At 70.7% G+C, this 17,297-nt stretch carries 19 protein-coding genes; 3 read left to right on the forward strand and 16 right to left on the reverse strand.

Translation table 11 applies throughout. From position 1 onward, the window contains the following. Positions 1 to 628 precede the first annotated feature (628 nt). The 4 genes from ACZ4NT_RS26310 to ACZ4NT_RS26325 form a co-directional block, all read right to left on the reverse strand. Entirely contained in the window at positions 629 to 2,059 is a 1,431-nt protein-coding gene (locus ACZ4NT_RS26310; RefSeq protein WP_121405521.1) for an NAD(P)H-hydrate dehydratase, read from the reverse strand. 164 nt (positions 2,060 to 2,223) lie between these two features. Further along, positions 2,224 to 2,595: a holo-ACP synthase gene (locus ACZ4NT_RS26315; RefSeq protein WP_121405520.1), complete on the reverse strand. Its 372-nt coding sequence runs from the start codon at positions 2,593 to 2,595 to the stop codon at positions 2,224 to 2,226. Positions 2,596 to 2,632: 37 nt separating this feature from the next. Next, positions 2,633 to 4,480 carry a glutamine--fructose-6-phosphate transaminase (isomerizing) gene (glmS, locus tag ACZ4NT_RS26320; protein WP_121405519.1) on the reverse strand — a complete coding sequence of 616 codons (1,848 nt, stop codon included), beginning with the start codon at positions 4,478 to 4,480 and terminating at the stop codon, positions 2,633 to 2,635. Positions 4,481 to 4,558: 78 nt separating this feature from the next. Next, positions 4,559 to 4,795 carry a hypothetical protein gene (locus ACZ4NT_RS26325; protein ID WP_467727951.1) on the reverse strand — a complete coding sequence of 79 codons (237 nt, stop codon included), beginning with the start codon at positions 4,793 to 4,795 and terminating at the stop codon, positions 4,559 to 4,561. A gap of 171 nt (positions 4,796 to 4,966) precedes the next feature. Between ACZ4NT_RS26325 and coaA the strand changes: the two genes are divergently transcribed. Both coaA and ACZ4NT_RS26335 read left to right on the forward strand, forming a co-directional pair. Further along, a complete protein-coding gene (coaA, locus tag ACZ4NT_RS26330; RefSeq protein WP_121405517.1) occupies positions 4,967 to 5,956 on the forward strand; it encodes a type I pantothenate kinase in 990 nt (329 codons plus the stop codon). Between the two features lie 21 nt (positions 5,957 to 5,977). Beyond that, complete coding sequence (locus tag ACZ4NT_RS26335) at positions 5,978 to 6,922, forward strand: DUF389 domain-containing protein (RefSeq protein WP_467727953.1); 945 nt, start codon at positions 5,978 to 5,980, stop codon at positions 6,920 to 6,922. 39 nt (positions 6,923 to 6,961) lie between these two features. Here the strand turns inward: ACZ4NT_RS26335 and glmM are convergent, their stop codons facing one another. From glmM to ACZ4NT_RS26355, 4 genes are all read right to left on the reverse strand, one after another. Further along, on the reverse strand, positions 6,962 to 8,320 hold the full coding sequence (gene glmM, locus ACZ4NT_RS26340) for a phosphoglucosamine mutase (RefSeq protein WP_121405515.1): 1,359 nt from the start codon (positions 8,318 to 8,320) through the stop codon (positions 6,962 to 6,964). A 225-nt stretch (positions 8,321 to 8,545) separates the two neighbouring features. After that, complete coding sequence (rpsI, locus tag ACZ4NT_RS26345) at positions 8,546 to 9,067, reverse strand: 30S ribosomal protein S9 (protein WP_121405514.1); 522 nt, start codon at positions 9,065 to 9,067, stop codon at positions 8,546 to 8,548. A 42-nt stretch (positions 9,068 to 9,109) separates the two neighbouring features. Then, complete coding sequence (rplM, locus tag ACZ4NT_RS26350) at positions 9,110 to 9,553, reverse strand: 50S ribosomal protein L13 (RefSeq protein WP_010986363.1); 444 nt, start codon at positions 9,551 to 9,553, stop codon at positions 9,110 to 9,112. A gap of 269 nt (positions 9,554 to 9,822) precedes the next feature. Next, entirely contained in the window at positions 9,823 to 11,034 is a 1,212-nt protein-coding gene (locus tag ACZ4NT_RS26355; RefSeq protein ID WP_467727956.1) for a glycosyltransferase 87 family protein, read from the reverse strand. 74 nt (positions 11,035 to 11,108) lie between these two features. On the opposite strand from ACZ4NT_RS26355, the gene ACZ4NT_RS26360 reads away from it, so the two are divergent. Further along, positions 11,109 to 11,975, forward strand: a complete 867-nt coding sequence (locus tag ACZ4NT_RS26360) for a hypothetical protein (RefSeq protein WP_121405512.1) — start codon at positions 11,109 to 11,111, stop codon at positions 11,973 to 11,975. 15 nt (positions 11,976 to 11,990) lie between these two features. Here ACZ4NT_RS26360 and truA read toward each other — a convergent pair whose 3' ends face one another. The 8 genes from truA to map all read right to left on the reverse strand — a co-directional run bounded on the left by truA (position 11,991) and on the right by map (position 17,275). After that, positions 11,991 to 12,854, reverse strand: a complete 864-nt coding sequence (gene truA / locus ACZ4NT_RS26365) for a tRNA pseudouridine(38-40) synthase TruA (RefSeq protein ID WP_467727959.1) — start codon at positions 12,852 to 12,854, stop codon at positions 11,991 to 11,993. A 91-nt stretch (positions 12,855 to 12,945) separates the two neighbouring features. Continuing rightward, entirely contained in the window at positions 12,946 to 13,443 is a 498-nt protein-coding gene (gene rplQ / locus ACZ4NT_RS26370; RefSeq protein ID WP_121405510.1) for a 50S ribosomal protein L17, read from the reverse strand. 203 nt (positions 13,444 to 13,646) lie between these two features. After that, positions 13,647 to 14,669 carry a DNA-directed RNA polymerase subunit alpha gene (locus ACZ4NT_RS26375; protein ID WP_003966937.1) on the reverse strand — a complete coding sequence of 341 codons (1,023 nt, stop codon included), beginning with the start codon at positions 14,667 to 14,669 and terminating at the stop codon, positions 13,647 to 13,649. Between the two features lie 139 nt (positions 14,670 to 14,808). After that, on the reverse strand, positions 14,809 to 15,213 hold the full coding sequence (gene rpsK / locus ACZ4NT_RS26380) for a 30S ribosomal protein S11 (RefSeq protein WP_003948617.1): 405 nt from the start codon (positions 15,211 to 15,213) through the stop codon (positions 14,809 to 14,811). 98 nt (positions 15,214 to 15,311) lie between these two features. Continuing rightward, the gene (gene rpsM / locus ACZ4NT_RS26385; protein WP_121405509.1) at positions 15,312 to 15,692 is read right to left on the reverse strand and encodes a 30S ribosomal protein S13; all 381 of its coding nucleotides are present in this window, start codon (positions 15,690 to 15,692) and stop codon (positions 15,312 to 15,314) included. A gap of 210 nt (positions 15,693 to 15,902) precedes the next feature. Beyond that, positions 15,903 to 16,016: a 50S ribosomal protein L36 gene (rpmJ, locus tag ACZ4NT_RS26390; protein ID WP_003998809.1), complete on the reverse strand. Its 114-nt coding sequence runs from the start codon at positions 16,014 to 16,016 to the stop codon at positions 15,903 to 15,905. A gap of 57 nt (positions 16,017 to 16,073) precedes the next feature. Continuing rightward, the gene (infA, locus tag ACZ4NT_RS26395) at positions 16,074 to 16,295 is read right to left on the reverse strand and encodes a translation initiation factor IF-1 (protein WP_003948620.1); all 222 of its coding nucleotides are present in this window, start codon (positions 16,293 to 16,295) and stop codon (positions 16,074 to 16,076) included. Positions 16,296 to 16,438: 143 nt separating this feature from the next. Next, positions 16,439 to 17,275, reverse strand: coding sequence for a type I methionyl aminopeptidase (map, locus tag ACZ4NT_RS26400; protein WP_121405508.1), 837 nt, complete (start codon positions 17,273 to 17,275; stop codon positions 16,439 to 16,441). Positions 17,276 to 17,297 lie beyond the last annotated feature (22 nt).

Genomic DNA, 17,297 nt, shown 5'->3' on the forward strand with positions numbered 1-17,297 from the left:
TGTCTCAGAACGAGCCACCACCTCTCCCAGCCCGTCCGACGCGGTACGGGGGTCCGCCCCCGGGCACGGCACGGGCAGAGGATGCCGATTCCAGCCCGGCACGGCGGCCCGGCCCGGGCACGGCACAGGCAGACGGGGCCGATATCAGCCCGGTACGGGGGGTCCGACCCCGAGCACGGCGCAGGCAGCGGATGCCGATTCCAGCCCGCCACGGGAGCCCGACCCCGGCCACGGCACAGGCAGCGGATGCCGATTCCAGCCTGGCACGGGAGCCCGACCCCGGGCACGGCACAGGCAGCGGATGCCGCTGTCAGCCCGACACGGGAACGAGGCGCCGGGCACAGCACAGGCAGACGGGGCCGATATCAGCCCGTCCGGCGCTTGAGGACGAGCGCGTCAGCGCGACGGGGCCCAGACCCAGGGACGCCACGGCACGGGCAAGGGCGCGATATCAGCCCGCCACGGGAGCCCGACCCCGGGCACGGCACAGGCAGCGGATGCCGCTCTCAGCCCGACACGGGAACGAGGCACCGGGCACAGCCCAGGCCGACGGGGCCGATATCAGCCCGTCCGGCGCTTGAGGACGAGCGCGTCAGCGCGACGGGGGTCCGGGGCCCCGGGGGACGGCTCACCCCTGGGCATCCCGCCAGGCCGCCGGAATCGCCCCGGCGACATCGTGCGCCCCCGCCGGCGCCCCCCGGGACGCGAACCTCCCCGCAAGCCCGTGCAGATACGCGGCGACACTCCCCGCATCGAGCGCCGACAACCCCGCCGCGAGCAACGACCCGGCCAGCCCGGACAACACGTCCCCGCTCCCGGCGGTCGCCAGCCACGACGTCCCCGTCGGGTTCACCCGCACCGCCCCGCCACCGGCATCGGCGACCAGCGTCGTCGACCCCTTCAGCAGCACGGTCGCCCCGTAGAGCCCGGCGAGTTCCCGCACCGAGGTCAACCGGGCCCGCTCGACCTCCTCCCGTGCGACCCCGAGGAGCGCCGCGGCCTCCCCGGCGTGCGGGGTCAGCAACGTGGGCGCCGTACGGCTGCGTACGGCATCGCGGTCGGCGAGCCGCAGCCCGTCGGCGTCCACGAGCACGGGCACGTCCGCCCCGAGCACCTCGGCCACGGCGGACGCGTCGTCCCCGGCACCGGGCCCCACGACCCACGCCTGGACCCGCCCGGCGTGCCGGGGCCCCTGGTCGGACACGAGCGTCTCGGGGAACCGGGCGATCACCGCGTCCCCGGCCGCCCCGACGTACCGCACCGCTCCCGCGCCGCCCCGCAGCGCGCCGGAGACGGCGAGCACGGCCGCGCCCGGATAGCGGGCCGACCCGGCGGCGATGCCGACGACACCGCGCCGGTACTTGTCGCTCTCCGCCCCGGGCCGCGGCAGCAGGGCCGCCACGTCGGCGTGTTGCAGCGCCTCCAGCTCGGGCTCGACCGGCAGGTCGAGGCCGATGTCGACGAGGCGCACGGAGCCGGCGTACTCACGCGCCGGATCGACCAGCAGGCAGGGCTTGTGGGTCCCGAAGGTCACCGTGAGATCGGCGCGCACGGCCGTCCCGGACACCTCGCCGGTGTCGGCCTCGACCCCGCTCGGCAGGTCCACGGCGACGACGGCCGCGCGGGACCGGCCGGCGTGCTCGGCCAGCGTGACGGCGTCACCCCGCAGGCCGCCCTTGCCGCCGATCCCGACGATGCCGTCGATCACGAGGTCGGCCCGCCGGATCAGCGGTTCGGCGGCGTCGGCGACCACCGTGGTGCCGCCCGCGCGCCGCAGCGCCGCCAGGCCTTGGGCGTGCGTGCGTCCGGGTGCCGTGAGCACGGCGGTGACGCCGGCTCCGCGCCGCGCCAGCCGTGCCCCGGCGTAGAGGGCGTCGCCTCCGTTGTCCCCGCTCCCGACCAGCAGCACGACCCGGCTGCCGTACACCCGTCCCAGCAACTCGGCGCAGGCGGCGGCGAGTCCGGCCGCCGCGCGCTGCATCAACGCCCCTTCCGGGAGCCGCGCCATCAGCTCCCGCTCAGCAGTCCTCACGGTCTCCACGCTGTGTGCAGTACGCATACGTCGAGTGTCCCGTACCGCCGCCGGAGCCGCCCCCGCCCCCAGGGGGGACACCCCACCCGGCCCGGCCGCGACGACCCGCCGCGCGCGGCGCGCGGCCCACAACGACCGGGCCCGCGGGGACCCGGCGGGGGCTGTTCCGCGAAGCCTCCGGCCCCTGCCGGCTACCCCTCCGCCACCACCACCGCCGACGCGACCCCCGCGTCATGGCTCAGCGAGACGTGCCAGGAACTGACCCCCAGCTCGGCCGCCCGGGCCGCCACCGTGCCCGTGACCCGCAGCCGCGGCCGGCCGCTGTCCTCGACGTAGACCTCGGCGTCCGTCCAGTGCAGGCCCGCCGGGGCGCCCAGCGCCTTGGCGAGCGCCTCCTTCGCGGCGAAGCGGGCGGCGAGGGACGCGATGCCCCGCCGCTCACCGCTCGGCAGGAGCAGCTCCCGCTCCAGGAACAGCCGGTCGGCCAGCCCGGGCGTACGCTCCAGCGACACCCGGAACCGGTCGATCTCGGCCACGTCGATACCGACCCCGATGATGCTCATGCCCGCACCCTACGGCGGCCGCGGCCCCTGGCCGGCGTCACTCCACCGTCACGGACTTGGCGAGGTTGCGGGGCTGGTCCACCTCGTTGCCGCGGGCCGTGGCCAGCTCGCAGGCGAACACCTGGAGCGGAACGGTGGTCACCAGGGGCTGGAGCAGGGTCGGTGTCGCCGGGACGCGGATCAGGTGGTCCGCGTACGGCACCACCGCCTCGTCCCCCTCCTCCGCGATCACGATCGTGCGCGCACCCCGCGCCCGGATCTCCTGGATGTTGGAGACGATCTTGTCGTGCAGCACCGAACGGCCCCGCGGCGAAGGGACGATCACGACGACCGGCAGATCCTCCTCGATCAGCGCGATCGGCCCGTGCTTCAGCTCGCCCGCCGCGAAGCCCTCGGCGTGCATGTACGCCAGTTCCTTCAGCTTCAGGGCGCCTTCGAGCGCGACGGGGTATCCCACGTGCCGCCCGAGGAACAGCACCGTGTCCTTGTCGGCGAGCGAGCGCGCCAGCTCCCGCACCGGCTCCATGGTCTCCAGCACCCGGTCGACCGAACGGGAGATCTCCGCCAGGTCCCGGATCACGGCCCGGATCTCGTCGCCCCACTTGGTGCCGCGCACCTGACCGAGGTAGAGCGCCACCAGGTAGCACGCCACGAGCTGGGTGAGGAACGCCTTGGTGGAGGCGACGGCGACCTCCGGACCCGCGTGCGTGTAGAGCACCGCGTCCGACTCCCGCGGGATCGTCGACCCGTTGGTGTTGCAGATCGCCAGTACCCGGGACCCCTGCTCGCGGGCGTGCCGCAGGGCCATCAGCGTGTCCATGGTCTCGCCGGACTGCGAGATGGCGATCACCAGGGAACGGGGGTCGAGGATCGGGTCGCGGTAGCGGAACTCGCTGGCCAGCTCCACCTCGCACGGCACCCGGGTCCAGTGCTCGATGGCGTACTTGGCGATCATCCCGGCGTGGAAGGCCGTACCGCAGGCCACGATGACGACCTTGTCGATCTCGCGCAGCACCGAGACGGGGATCCGCACCTCGTCCAGCGACAGCGAACCGGACCCGTCGATGCGCCCCAGCAGGGTGTCGGCGACCGCCTTGGGCTGCTCGGCGATCTCCTTGAGCATGAAGTAGTCGTAGCCGCCCTTCTCGGCCGCCGAGGCGTCCCAGTCGACGTGGTACGACCGGACGTCGGCGGGGCGGCCGTCGAAGCCGGTCACCGTCACCCCGTCGCGGCGCAGTTCGACCACCTGGTCCTGGCCCAGCTCGATCGCCGACCGCGTGTGGGCGATGAACGCGGCGACGTCCGAGGCGAGGAAGGCCTCGCCCTCCCCGACCCCCACCACCAGGGGCGAGTTCCGGCGCGCCCCCACGACCACGTCCGGCTCGTCGGCGTGCACGGCGACCAGCGTGAACGCGCCCTCCAGCCGGCGGCACACCAGCCGCATGGCCTCCGGGAGGTCCGCGCACGAGGAGAACTCCTCGGCGAGGAGGTGCGCCACCACCTCGGTGTCCGTCTCCGAGGTCAGCTCGTGGCCGCGCTCGGCCAGCTCGGCGCGCAGCTCGGCGAAGTTCTCGATGATGCCGTTGTGCACGACGGCGACGCGGCCGGCGTTGTCCAGGTGAGGATGGGCGTTCGCGTCCGTAGGGCCGCCGTGCGTCGCCCAACGGGTGTGTCCGATGCCGGTCGAACCGCTCGGCAGCGGCCGGTCGACCAGCTCCTTCTCCAGGTTGACCAGCTTCCCGGCCCGCTTCGCGGCGGCGAGTCCGCCGTCCGCGAGCACCGCGACGCCCGCCGAGTCGTATCCCCGGTACTCCAGCCGCTTCAGTCCGGCCACCACCACGTCCAGTGCCGACTGCGACCCCACGTATCCCACGATTCCGCACATGGCTGGCAGCCTAAAGGCCCGGACTCGTCCCGACCGGGCATCCCGTGCCCGATATCGGAAATTCCGGCCCCGCCCGGGTCAGTCCCCGCGCTCGATCCGCTCGATCGCGTCCTGGACCATCCCGAGGTACTCGACCTCCTCGCAGCGCGGCTTGCTGCCCAGCTCGTACAGGGCGAGGCAGTCGCCGAGGTCCTCCCCGAGATCCTCGTCGGGCAGGTCGACGGAGAGTTCGCTCCAGACTCGCCCGGCCAGATCGGGCGGTGCGGCCGCGGAGACGGGTGCGGGCCTACGGCGTACGAAATCACGGATGTGCATGGCGTTCGCCACTCCCAACCCCCCGCGCTTCCGGAATGCGACGCTGCGTCCCGGATGGCGGGAACCTATCCCCACCCGCCGCTCCGGTCCAGACCTGGGACACGGCTGTCACCCGCCCGTGCGTGACGGATCCCACCTCTCACCCTGTTCAAATCCCCGTAACAATGGACTGTGATCTCTCCGGTCTCCTCGTTGCCGCGGAGCGCCCACCGGCCCAAGCCGGAGGCGACTCCCTACGTCGACCTCACCCGTGCCGAGTGGAGCGCGCTGCGCGAAAAGACGCCGCTGCCGCTGAACGCCGAGGAGGTCGAGAAGCTGCGCGGCCTGGGCGACGTCATCGACCTCGACGAGGTGCGGGACATCTACCTCCCGCTGTCCCGGCTGCTGAATCTGTACGTCGGCGCGACCGACGGGCTGCGCGGCGCCCTCAACACGTTCCTCGGCGAGCAGGGCTCCCAGTCCGGCACCCCGTTCGTCATAGGGGTCGCCGGCTCCGTCGCGGTCGGCAAGTCCACGGTGGCCCGCCTGCTGCAGGCGCTGCTCTCCCGCTGGCCGGAACACCCGCGGGTCGAGCTGGTCACCACGGACGGCTTCCTGCTCCCCACGAAGGACCTGGAGGCGCGCGGCCTGATGTCGCGGAAGGGCTTCCCCGAGTCCTACGACCGGCGCGCCCTCACCCGCTTCGTCGCCGACATCAAGGCCGGCAAGGACGAGGTGACCGCCCCCGTCTACTCGCACCTGATCTACGACATCGTGCCCGGCCGGAAGCTGACCGTGCGCCGCCCCGACATCCTCATCGTCGAGGGCCTGAACGTCCTGCAGCCGGCTCTCCCCGGCAAGGACGGCCGCACCCGCGTCGGCCTCGCCGACTACTTCGACTTCAGCGTGTACGTCGACGCCCGGGCCGAGGACATCGAGCGCTGGTACCTCAACCGCTTCCGCAAGCTGCGCGCCACGGCCTTCCAGAACCCCTCCTCGTACTTCCGCAAGTACACCCAGGTCTCGGAGGAGGAGGCCCTCGACTACGCCCGCACCACCTGGCGGACCATCAACAAGCCCAACCTGCTGGAGAACGTGGCCCCCACCCGCGGCCGGGCGACCCTCGTCGTGCGCAAGGGGCCGGACCACAAGGTGCAGCGCCTGAGCCTGCGCAAGCTGTAACGAGCCCTGTAGAAAGACCTCATGCTGCATCTGCGCCTCATCACCCCGGCCGACCGAACGGACGACGTGGTCCGCCTGATCGAGAAGACGGTCGGCTCCACCCATCTCGTCGTCCTGCCCGGAGCCGCCCGCAACCCGCCGGGCGACGTGGTGATGTGCGACGTCGCCCGTGAGGCCGGCGACGAACTGATCGGTGGCCTGAGGGAGTTGGGCCTCGACAGGACCGGTTCCATCGCGGTCGAGAACATCGACCTGTCCCTGTCGGAGCACGCGGACAAGGCGGAGGACGACGCACCGGGCGAGGGCGCGGACGCCGTGTTGTGGGAGCAGTTGTCGGACGCCACGCACGAGGAGTCGACCCTCAACGTCACCTACATCGCGTTCCTTTCGGTCGCCACGATGCTCGCGGCCTGCGGTGTGATGCTCGACAACGCGATCCTGATCGTCGGCGCGATGGCGGTGGGACCGGAGTTCGGGCCGCTGGCCGGCATCTCCACGGCTCTGGTGCAGCGCGCCCCGAAGCTGGTGTGGCGTTCCCTGTGGGCGCTGCTCGCCGGTTTCGCGGTGGCGATGCTGCTCACGGCGGGCTTCAGCTGGCTGATGGACGTCTTCGGGCTCTTCGAGCGGTCGATGGTGGAGGCGAAGCGGCCCAACACCGCGTTCATCTGGCAGCCGGACGCGATGTCCTTCGTGGTCGCGTTCCTGGCCGGCATCGCGGGCACCCTGTCGCTCACCTCGGCCAAGTCGGGCGCCCTCATCGGCGTCGCGATCTCGGTGACGACGGTCCCGGCGGCGGCCAACGCGGCGGTGGCCTTCAGCTACGCCGACTACTCCCAGACCTGGGGCTCCACCTGGCAGTTGCTGGCCAACCTCGGCGGCATCGTGGTGGCGGGCACGCTCACGCTGCTCGCCCAGAAGGGCTTCTGGGCGATGCAGCGCAGGCGCACACCGACCCGAACCGCCTAGCGGGCCGGGCCGGTTCGGACCGGCCCGGTTCGATGCGGCCTAGCCGAGCGCGGACTTCACCGCGTCCGCGAGCCGTCCGGCCACCGACCGGGCGTGGTCGATGTCGGCGGCCTCGACCATCACGCGCACCAGCGGCTCGGTGCCCGACGAACGCAGCAGCACCCGCCCGGTGGCGCCGAGTTCACGCTCGGCGTCGGAGACGGCCGTGGCCAGTTCGGCGGAGGTGTTCACCCGCGACTTGTCGACGTCCGGCACGTTGATGAGCACCTGCGGCAGCCGCTCCATGACGGACGCGAGGTCCCGGAGCGTACGGCCGGTCTGCGCGACCCGGGCCGCGAGCAGCAGGCCGGTCAGCGTGCCGTCGCCGGTGGTCGCGTGGTCCAGGACGATGACGTGCCCCGACTGCTCGCCGCCGAGGGCGTAGTCGTGCTCCTTCATCTCCTCCAGGACGTAGCGGTCACCGACCGCCGTCTGCACCAGGGAGACACCCTCGCGCTCCATGGCGAGCTTGAAGCCCAAGTTGGACATGACCGTGGCCACGACGGTGTCGGACCGGAGGGCGGAACGCTCCCGCATCGCCAGCGCCAGCACGGCCAGGATCTGGTCGCCGTCCACCTCCGCGCCCGTGTGGTCCACGGCGAGGCAGCGGTCGGCGTCGCCGTCGTGCGCGATGCCGAGGTGCGCGCCGTGCTCGACGACGGCCGCCTTCAGCAGGTCCAGGTGGGTCGATCCGCAGCCGTCGTTGATGTTGAGGCCGTCCGGGTCGGCACCGATCGTGACGATCTCGGCGCCGGCCTGCGTGAAGGCCTCGGGCGACACCCGGGCCGCCGCTCCGTGCGCCTCGTCGAGGACGACCTTCAGCCCGTCGAGCCGGTTCGGCAGCACGCTGATCAGGTGGGCGACGTACTTGTCGAAGCCCTCCTCGTACGCCGACACCCGGCCGACGCCGGCGCCGGTCGGACGATCCCAGGGAGCGCCGGTGCGGTGCTCCTCGTAGACGGACTCGATACGGTCCTCGAGCTCGTCGGCGAGCTTGTGGCCGCCGCGCGCGAAGAACTTGATGCCGTTGTCGGGCATCGCGTTGTGACTGGCGGAGAGCATCACGCCGAGGTCGGCGCCGAGCGCGCCGGTGAGATACGCCACCGCCGGGGTGGGGAGCACACCGACCCGCAGGACGTCCACGCCCGCGCTCGCCAGCCCGGCGACCACCGCGGCCTCCAGGAACTCCCCGGACGCGCGCGGGTCCCGCCCGACGATCGCCACCGGCCGGTGGCCCTCGAACGTACCCGCCTCGGCCAGTACGTGAGCCGCCGCTACGGAGAGACCGAGAGCCAGCTCGGCCGTCAGATCCGCATTGGCGACACCGCGCACGCCGTCCGTGCCGAAGAGTCGTCCCACTTGCTGTCCTCCGAACTATCGGAAATCCCGAAGAAACCCTCCGGCACCTCGACCCTGACGAGGTGCCGGAAAGTGAATGAGGCCTTTATCAGGCCTCGATAAGCATCCGAGCAGCCAAACCTTTGAACGCCTTATGCCGTTATACGCCCACGGCTGTGATAAACGAACGCCCCGGCGGCACACAGCGTGCCGCCGGGGCGAACGAACGTACGAAGCAGGCAGCGATTAACGCTTGCTGTACTGCGGGGCCTTACGGGCCTTCTTGAGACCGGCCTTCTTGCGCTCGACCGCACGGTCGTCACGCTTGAGGTAACCGGCCTTCTTCAGCGCCGGGCGGTTGTTGTCCACGTCCGCCTCGTTCAGCGCGCGGGCCACGCCGAGGCGCAGGGCACCGGCCTGACCGGAGACGCCGCCACCCGAGATGCGGGCGATGACGTCGTAGCGGCCGTCGAGCTCGAGCACCTTGAAGGGCTCGTTGACTTCCTGCTGGTGGACCTTGTTCGGGAAGTAGTCCTCGAGCGTGCGCCCGTTGACCCTCCACTTGCCGCTGCCCGGCACGATGCGCACACGCGCGATGGCGTTCTTGCGACGGCCCAGGCCGGCGGCCGGCTGCGGGTCACCGAAGCGGGAAGCCATCGACTCGGAGGTGTACTCGCCCTCGACGGGGACCTCGGACTCGGTGGTGTAGTTCTCTACGTCGACGAGCTCAGTCTCTTCAACCGGCTGCTCAACGGTGGTCTCGGCCACGATTCTCCTCAGATTCTCTTCAGTCTTAGGGGGTGGCCGGAACTACTGCGCGACCTGGGTGATCTCGAACGGCACCGGCTGCTGGGCAGCGTGCGGGTGCTGGTCGCCCGAGTAGACCTTCAGCTTCGAGAGCACCTGACGGCCCAGGGTGTTCTTGGGGATCATGCCCTTGATGGCCTTCTCGACGGCCTTCTCGGGGTTCTTCGCCAGCAGCTCGTCGTAACGGACGGAGCGCAGACCACCCGGGTAACCGGAGTGGCGGTACGCCAGCTTCTGGGTCTTCTTGTTGCCGGAGAGGTGCACCTTGTCGGCGTTGATGATGATGACGAAGTCACCAGCGTCGACGTGGGGCGCGTAGATCGGCTTGTGCTTGCCCCGCAGGATGTTCGCGGCAGTGGTCGCCAGACGACCCAGGACGACATCCTGGGCGTCGATGACGTACCACTGGCGAGTGATGTCGCCGGGCTTGGGGCTGTACGTACGCACGGTCGTAGCCTTCGCTTCTTCAGTGAGTGGGTCCTGACATGGCCACCACGGACGATCACGACAGCCCTGACCGCACTGCGGTGACGCAAACCGCGTGCTGGTCGCTGGTCATCGGCCCGGTGGACCGGTGTAAGGGCCCCTCACGTGAGAATGAGCAAGCCAATACACATAACGAACTGCAAGAGTACCGTCCTGCCTCGGACGGGTCAAAACGCGCGTGCACCACCCGTCCGGCGGCTGTCGCCGCGACCGTGCCGGCCGCTATGACGCTACCGCCGGGAGCAGTCCTCCCGCTCCGCGGGGCGGGCCGGGACGACCCGCGTCACCGGGCTCCGGGCCCCGGTCCGCGCAAGGAGTTCCGGCCGCACGGCCACCGAGGCGGCCAGTACGCACAGCGTAAGACAGTCCTTGAAAGCCCGCCTGGTCTCCGGCTCCAGGTAGGGCCAGGTGAAGCCGGGGATCTGCGGCACCAGCGCGAGCCAGAACCAGGGGCCGCGCGCCACCGAGCCCGCGGACGGCGCACCGGCGAGCAGCAGCGGCACCACGACCAGCAGGTAGTGGTCGTACGACGGCCGCGAGACCAGGAACGCCGACAGCATCAGCAGCACCGCCGTCTCCACGATCCGCAGCGGCCCGGGATCACCGAGCCGCCAGCGCCGGTACGCGCACCACGTCCCGCACACCGCCGCGGCCAGCGCGAGCGGCGCGGCGATCCCCGCCGGCACCCCGAGCCGCGGCAGCACCGCCCCCGGCGACGCCTCGTAGAGCCGGACGAAGTCGTCCCCGCCGCGCAGCAGGAACGGCAGCGTCCGCGTCACGAACCCCGCCGGATCCGGCATCAGCAGCGCCGCGCCGCCGGAGAGCGCCGCCGGCACCAGCACCGCCGCCGCCAGCGCCCGCCACCGGCCGGCGAAGACGAACAGCAGCGCCACCGGCGCCAGCAGCGGCTTCAGGGCGATGGCGGCGCCGATCACCGCGCCCGCCGTCACCCACCGCCCGCGCACCGCGCACAGCAGCGCCAGAGGCAGCGCCAGAGCGGCGGTCACGGTCCAGTTGCCCAGTCGCACCAGATGCCCGAAGGGCGCGAAGCCCAGCGCGAGACCGGCCAGGCCCACCGCGGCGAAACGGCTGGCCCACGGCACCCCGTGGATCCGCAGGGCGCAGGCCCAGGCCGCCACCAGCAGAGCGGTCACCGTCAGCGGGACCAGCACCTTCAGCGCGGTCGGCGGCAGCAGCGCCTGCGGCACCGCGGCGAGGACGGCGCTCGGCAGATAGAGGAAGTGCGGGTCGGCGTAGGGAGAGCCCCCGTCCAGCCAGGTACGGGCGGCGCGGACGACGATCGCGTTGTCCATCCCGCCGTCGGCGCTGCGGCGCGCGACGCCCACGACGCCGGCGCAGAGCACCACCACCGGCACCAGCCACACATGCCAGGAGGCCCGGCGCACCAACCATCCGGAGATGTCACTTTTGCCCGTGTGCATTCAGATCACGCTAGGGGCTCAAGTGCCCGTCGGGGCGGAACGGCACCCCCCGCGGCACGTCTAAGATGCGCCCCATGAGTTATGGGCAGGGGGAGCCCCCGTGGGATCCCTGGAAACCGGGTTCTCAGCAGCCGCAGTGGGACAACTCCACGCCGGACTGGGCGGCACTCGCCGAGGCGTCCGAGTCGCGCAACCGGCGCCGCAGGCTGCTGCTGGTCGGCGGCGCGGCCCTGGCCACCGTCGCGGTGGGCGCCGCGGTGGCGGTGGCGGTCGTCTCCTCGAACGGTGACGACCAGGCCACCAATGCGCCGAGCGGCCTGCCCGCCACCGCGGACATCCCGAGCGGCACCGCCGATCCGACGCCCTCGTTCGAGCCGACGTCGGCCCCTCCCCCGCTGGATCCGAAGGACTTCATATCCAGCGTGAAGAAGGACACCGCGCCGCTCAGCCCGGACATCCTCTTCCCCGGGTCGCAGCTGACGATGGGTGAGCGCGTCTACCGCAAGGGCCCGACCGCCTCCACGACCGACTGCGCGTCCGCCGCGCAGAACACCCTCCCCGCCGTGCTCACCAAGAACGACTGCACGCGGGTCCTGCGGGTCACCTACATCAAGGACGGCGTCGCGGTGACCGTCGGTGTCGCCGTCTTCGACACCGAGGCGCAGGCGACCAAGGCCAAGACGGACGCGGACAAGAAGAGCATCGTCGCCTCGCTGTCCGGCTCCGGGGTGCCCACGTTCTGCCGCACCGCGATCTGCCGCTCGACCACCAACTCCTTCGGCCGCTACGCCTACTTCACGCTCGCCGGGTTCACCAGCGGCAAGGACGTGACGACGAAGGACGCCAAGGTCTTCACCACCGGCGACGACCTCGCCGAGTTCACCTTCCGCCAGATCCGCCGCCGCGGTGAGGCACAGGCGTCCGCGGCGGCCAACCAGTAGCGCGACACCGGGAGTTCAGCAGCAGCCCGGCTGGACTCCCGGCAGCGTGCGCCGGTTCCGCGCCTCCTTGCTGCGCGCGGCGAGCAGCTCGTCGGCGGGATAGCCGACCTCCTCCAGCGTCAGCCCGTGCGGCCGTACGACGTGCACGGCGGAGTCGCGCACCCCGGCGGCCAGCACCTTCCCCGGCCACTCGGGCCCGCGGTGCCCGTCCCCCACGAACAGCAGCGCCCCGATCAGCGAGCGCACCATGTTGTGGCAGAACGCGTCGGCGCGCACCGTCGCCGTGATCACCCCGTCGGCGTCGCGCACGAGGCTCAGCTCCTGCAGGGTGCGGATGGTGGTCGCGCCCTCCCGCTTCTTGCAGTAGGCGGCGAAGTCGTGCTCCCCGACGAGCCGGGCGGCGGCCTCGTTCATGGCGTCGACGTCCAGCGGCCAGTCGTGCCACAGCACGTGTCCCCGCAGCAGCGGGTCGACGCCGCCGGGGTTGTCGGTGACCCGGTACGCGTAGCGCCGCCAGATCGCCGAGAACCGCGCGTTGAAGCCGCTCGGCGCCTCGGTCAGGGACCACACCCGCACATCCTTGGAGAGCCGCCCCGCGAGCCGCTTGAGCAGCTTCTCGCGGTGCTCCGCCCACAGCTCCACGGGCAGGTCGACGTGCGCCACCTGCCCCCGGGCGTGCACGCCGGCGTCCGTCCGGCCCGCCACCGTCAGCTCGTACGTGGTCTCCCCGGACCGCGTGACCGTGCGCAGGGCGTCCTCGATCTCGCCCTGCACGGTCCGCCGGCCACTGGCCTGCTTGGCCCACCCGGAGAACCCGCTGCCGTCGTACGACAGATCCAACCGCACCCGCACGAACCCGGGCTCTGCTTCGTCACTCACACGCTGATCCTCTCAGGCCCGGAATCGCTCCGGACACGCGGAAGCGGGCCCGCCCCCGAAGGGACGGACCCGCTCACAGCCAGGCAGAGCCTCAGGCGTCCTTGGACTCCTCGGCGGGAGCCTCGGGGGCGTCCTCGACCTTGGTGTCCTCGGCCTTGGCCGGAGCCTCGGCGTCCTTGGCGGAACGCTTGGTCGCCGCCTCGGCCTCACCGGTGGCCTGCTGGGCCACGGTCAGGGCCTCCACCAGCTCGATGACGGCCATGGGCGCGTTGTCGCCCCGGCGGTTACCGATCTTGGTGATACGGGTGTAGCCACCCGGGCGGTTCTCGTAGCGCGGGCCGATCTCGGTGAAGAGCGTGTGCACGATGCTCTTGTCCGTGATCACCGAGAGCACCTGACGGCGGTTGTGAAGGTCGCCCTTCTTCGCCTTGGTGACCAGACGCTCGGCGTAGGGACGCAGGCGGCGGGCCTTGGCCTCGGTGGTGGTGATGCGGCCGTGCTCGAAGAGCGACTTCGCGAGGTTCGCGAGGAGCAGCTTCTCGTGCGCGGCGCTGCCGCCCAGACGGGCACCCTTGGTGGGCTTCGGCATGGTGTTTCTCCTAGGTGTCTGCCCCGGCCGTATCAGGTACCGAGGTCAGTGTCCGAGCGGGCGGCTGCCCGTCGAAGATCCGAACACGCCCCCGAAGGGGCGGTCCGGAAGGGGGCGCGGGACGCTGTCGACAGGCGACTCCGTCGCGTGGGCCGATCGGCCACAGCGCACCGCACCCGAGAACCGGCGGCGGTCCCGAGCTGTCAGTACTGCTCGGTCTCCACGAAGCCCGCGTCCGCGTCGTCGTCGGCGCCGAAGGCGTCGGCGGCGGCGGTCGGGTCGAACCCGGGAGGCGAGTCCTTGAGAGCCAGGCCCATGCCGGCGAGCTTGGCCTTGACCTCGTCGATGGACTTCGCACCGAAGTTGCGAATGTCGAGGAGGTCGGCCTCGGAGCGGGCGACGAGCTCACCCACGGAGTGGATGCCCTCACGCTTGAGGCAGTTGTACGACCGAACGGTGAGCTCGAGCTCCTCGATCGGCAGGGCGAGATCGGCGGCGAGGGCGGCGTCCGTGGGGGACGGGCCCATGTCGATGCCCTCGGCGTCGATGTTGAGCTCGCGGGCCAGACCGAACAGCTCGACCAGGGTCTTGCCGGCCGACGCCATGGCGTCACGGGGACGCATGGCCTGCTTGGTCTCGACGTCGACGATCAGCTTGTCGAAGTCTGTGCGCTGCTCGACACGGGTCGCCTCGACCTTGTAGGTGACCTTGAGAACCGGCGAGTAGATCGAGTCGACCGGGATGCGCCCGATCTCCTGACCGACCTGCTTGTTCTGGACGGCGGAGACGTAGCCGCGACCGCGCTCGACGGTCAGCTCCATCTCCAGCTTGCCCTTGCCGTTGAGCGTGGCGAGGACGAGGTCGGGGTTGTGCACCTCGACACCGGCCGGGGGCGCGATGTCGGCGGCGGTGACCAGACCCGGGCCCTGCTTGCGCAGGTACATCACGACCGGCTCGTCGTGCTCCGAGGAGACGACCAGCTGCTTGATGTTGAGGATCAGGTCGGTGACGTCCTCCTTGACGCCCGGCACGGTGGTGAACTCGTGCAGAACGCCGTCGATGCGGATGGACGTGACCGCCGCACCCGGGATCGAGGAGAGGAGCGTACGGCGCAGGGAGTTGCCGAGGGTGTAACCGAAGCCCGGCTCCAGCGGCTCGATCACGAACCGGGAGCGGAATTCGTCGACGACCTCTTCGGTCAACGAGGGGCGCTGAGCGATCAGCATGTGTGAATCAGATCCTTCTTTCGTGGACGCCCGCTATTTGACGCCCGACGGATCGCACGTTCGACCGTGCGGTTACTGCAAGGGTACGGGCGGCACGGCCGAAGAGCCGTACCGCCCGAATCCTCAAGACAACCGAGCCTCAGACGCGGCGGCGCTTGGGCGGACGGCAGCCGTTGTGCGGGGTGGGGGTGACGTCCTGGATCGAGCCGACCTCGAGGCCGGTGGCCTGGAGGGAGCGGATCGCGGTCTCACGGCCGGAGCCGGGACCCTTGACGAAGACGTCGACCTTGCGCATGCCGTGCTCCTGCGCGCGGCGGGCGGCCGACTCGGCGGCCATCTGCGCGGCGAAGGGGGTGGACTTGCGCGAGCCCTTGAAGCCGACGTGGCCGGCGGAGGCCCAGGAGATCACGTTGCCGGTCGGGTCCGTGATGGACACGATCGTGTTGTTGAACGTGCTCTTGATGTGCGCGTGGCCGTGAGCGACGTTCTTCTTTTCCTTGCGGCGCACCTTCTTGGCGGCGCCCTGACGTCCCTTGGGGGGCATGTCTTGTTCTCCTACGGGAGGTGGTCGGTCCTACAGCGAAGACCGCTGGAATGCGGGCGTCCGGGGCGGGCCCGGACAGCCGCAGCGTCCGCTGAGGACTACTTCTTGCCCGGCTTCTTCTTGCCGGCGATGGCGCGACGCGGGCCCTTGCGGGTACGAGCGTTCGTGCTGGTGCGCTGACCGTGGACGGGCAGGCCACGACGGTGACGCAGACCCTGGTAGCAGCCGATCTCGACCTTGCGGCGGATGTCGGCCTGAACCTCACGACGGAGGTCACCCTCGGTCTTGATGTTGTTGTCCACGAACTCGCGGATCTTGACCAGCTCCTCCTCGGAGAGGTCGCGAACGCGGGTGTTCGGGTTGACGCCGGTCTCGGCCAGCGTCTTCTGCGAGAGGGTCCGGCCGATGCCGAACACGTAGGTGAGGGCGACCTCCACGCGCTTGTCGCGCGGGATGTCAACACCGGAAACGCGTGCCATTCAATGGCTCCAGTTGTCGTTCGGAGGTCTTCCGCAGAACCGGATCCCGCCCGCCGTCGTCCTCCCTCGGGAAGAGTCGGTACGGCCCGGGTCCCCGGCCTCCGACCGGGGGTGTCAGGACTGATGGGACTCAGACCTGGGCTCTGCGTATGAACATGTACTGCTTGCGTCGCGCGAAGTATCTGCGGATGCAGAAGGTGCGGTCGTGCGTCAGCCCTGGCGCTGCTTGTGGCGCGGGTTTTCGCAGATGACCATGACCCGGCCGTGACGGCGGATCACCCTGCACTTGTCGCAGATCTTCTTGACGCTCGGCTTGACCTTCATTGGTGAGGTTCTCCGGGTCAGTGCCACCGCCCCGCGGACACGGGGCACAGGCAAGATCTACTTGTACCGGTAGACGATCCGGCCACGCGTCAGGTCGTACGGAGACAGCTCCACCACGACCCGGTCGTCAGGGAGGATGCGGATGTAGTGCATACGCATCTTGCCGCTGATGTGTGCCAGGACCTGGTGGCCGTTCTGGAGCTCGACCTTGAACATGGCGTTCGGAAGAGACTCGACGACAGTGCCCTCGATCTCGATGGCACCTTGCTTCTTGGCCACGCTTCGCCCTTCGAATCGACTACCTTGATCGGCTCGCGTGGTGAGCGCATGCAGGCATGCGGGTGCACGAGAGCCGACGAGTCAGTCTACGTCAGCGCACCCGGAAAGACGAATCGAGGAAGTTTGCCCCACAGAGGTGATCCTTAAGCAAGCGGATCGGGAGCGGCCGTGACGCCGTACTCGGCGAGCTTGGCCCGGCCGCCGTCGGGAGCGGTGAGGACCAGCGGGCCCTCCTCGGTCAGCGCGACGGAGTGCTCCCAGTGCGAGGACCAGGTGCCGTCGGTCGTGATGACCGTCCAGTCGTCCTCGAGGACCTCGGTCCGGGGGGTGCCGAGGGAGACCATCGGCTCGATCGCGAGGCAGAAGCCGGGGACCAGCTTGGGGCCCTTGCCGCGGCGGCGCTCGACGTAGTTCAGCAGGTGCGGGTCCATGTGCATCTCGGTGCCGATGCCGTGGCCGCCGTAGTCCTCGACGATCCCGTACTTGCCGCCGCCCGGCTTGGGCTGGCGGCGGATGTACGTCTCGATGGCCCGGGAGACGTCGACCAGGCGGTTGCCGAGCTTCATGGCGGCGATGCCCGCCCACATCGACTCCTCGGTCACCCGGGAGAGCTCGACCAGCTCCGCGGCGTGCCCGGAACCGACGAAGGCGGTGTAGGCGGCGTCGCCGTGCCAGCCGTCGACGATCGCACCGGCGTCGATCGAGATGATGTCGCCGTCCTTCAGGACGGTCTTGTCGTCCGGGATGCCGTGGACGACGACCTCGTTGACCGAGGTGCAGATCGTCGCGGGGAAGCCGCCGTATCCGAGGAAGTTCGACTTGGCGCCGTGCTCGTCGAGCACCTTGCGCGCGACCTCGTCCAGGTCCTTCGTGGTGGCGCCGGGCACGGCCGCCTCACGCGTGGCCGCATGAATGGCGGCGACGACCAGGCCCGCCTCACGCATCTTGGCGATCTGCTCGGGGGTCTTGATCTGCACCATGGCGGCCTGCGCTCTCCGTCTT

The sequence above is a fragment of the Streptomyces sp. NPDC026417 genome, from assembly GCF_055567695.1.

What these genes read in the sequence shown, in the direction of transcription:
- ACZ4NT_RS26310 (WP_121405521.1), bottom strand. Translation starts at nt 2,059, where the DNA reads ATGCGTACTGCACACAGCGTGGAGACCGTGAGGACTGCTGAGCGGGAG.
- ACZ4NT_RS26315 (WP_121405520.1), bottom strand. Translation starts at nt 2,595, where the DNA reads ATGAGCATCATCGGGGTCGGTATCGACGTGGCCGAGATCGACCGGTTC.
- glmS (WP_121405519.1), bottom strand. Translation starts at nt 4,480, where the DNA reads ATGTGCGGAATCGTGGGATACGTGGGGTCGCAGTCGGCACTGGACGTG.
- ACZ4NT_RS26325 (WP_467727951.1), bottom strand. Translation starts at nt 4,795, where the DNA reads ATGCACATCCGTGATTTCGTACGCCGTAGGCCCGCACCCGTCTCCGCG.
- ACZ4NT_RS26335 (WP_467727953.1), top strand. Translation starts at nt 5,978, where the DNA reads ATGCTGCATCTGCGCCTCATCACCCCGGCCGACCGAACGGACGACGTG.
- ACZ4NT_RS26355 (WP_467727956.1), bottom strand. Translation starts at nt 11,034, where the DNA reads ATGCACACGGGCAAAAGTGACATCTCCGGATGGTTGGTGCGCCGGGCC.
- ACZ4NT_RS26360 (WP_121405512.1), top strand. Translation starts at nt 11,109, where the DNA reads ATGAGTTATGGGCAGGGGGAGCCCCCGTGGGATCCCTGGAAACCGGGT.
- rplQ (WP_121405510.1), bottom strand. Translation starts at nt 13,443, where the DNA reads ATGCCGAAGCCCACCAAGGGTGCCCGTCTGGGCGGCAGCGCCGCGCAC.
- ACZ4NT_RS26375 (WP_003966937.1), bottom strand. Translation starts at nt 14,669, where the DNA reads ATGCTGATCGCTCAGCGCCCCTCGTTGACCGAAGAGGTCGTCGACGAA.
- rpsK (WP_003948617.1), bottom strand. Translation starts at nt 15,213, where the DNA reads ATGCCCCCCAAGGGACGTCAGGGCGCCGCCAAGAAGGTGCGCCGCAAG.
- rpsM (WP_121405509.1), bottom strand. Translation starts at nt 15,692, where the DNA reads ATGGCACGCGTTTCCGGTGTTGACATCCCGCGCGACAAGCGCGTGGAG.
- rpmJ (WP_003998809.1), bottom strand. Translation starts at nt 16,016, where the DNA reads ATGAAGGTCAAGCCGAGCGTCAAGAAGATCTGCGACAAGTGCAGGGTG.
- map (WP_121405508.1), bottom strand. Translation starts at nt 17,275, where the DNA reads ATGGTGCAGATCAAGACCCCCGAGCAGATCGCCAAGATGCGTGAGGCG.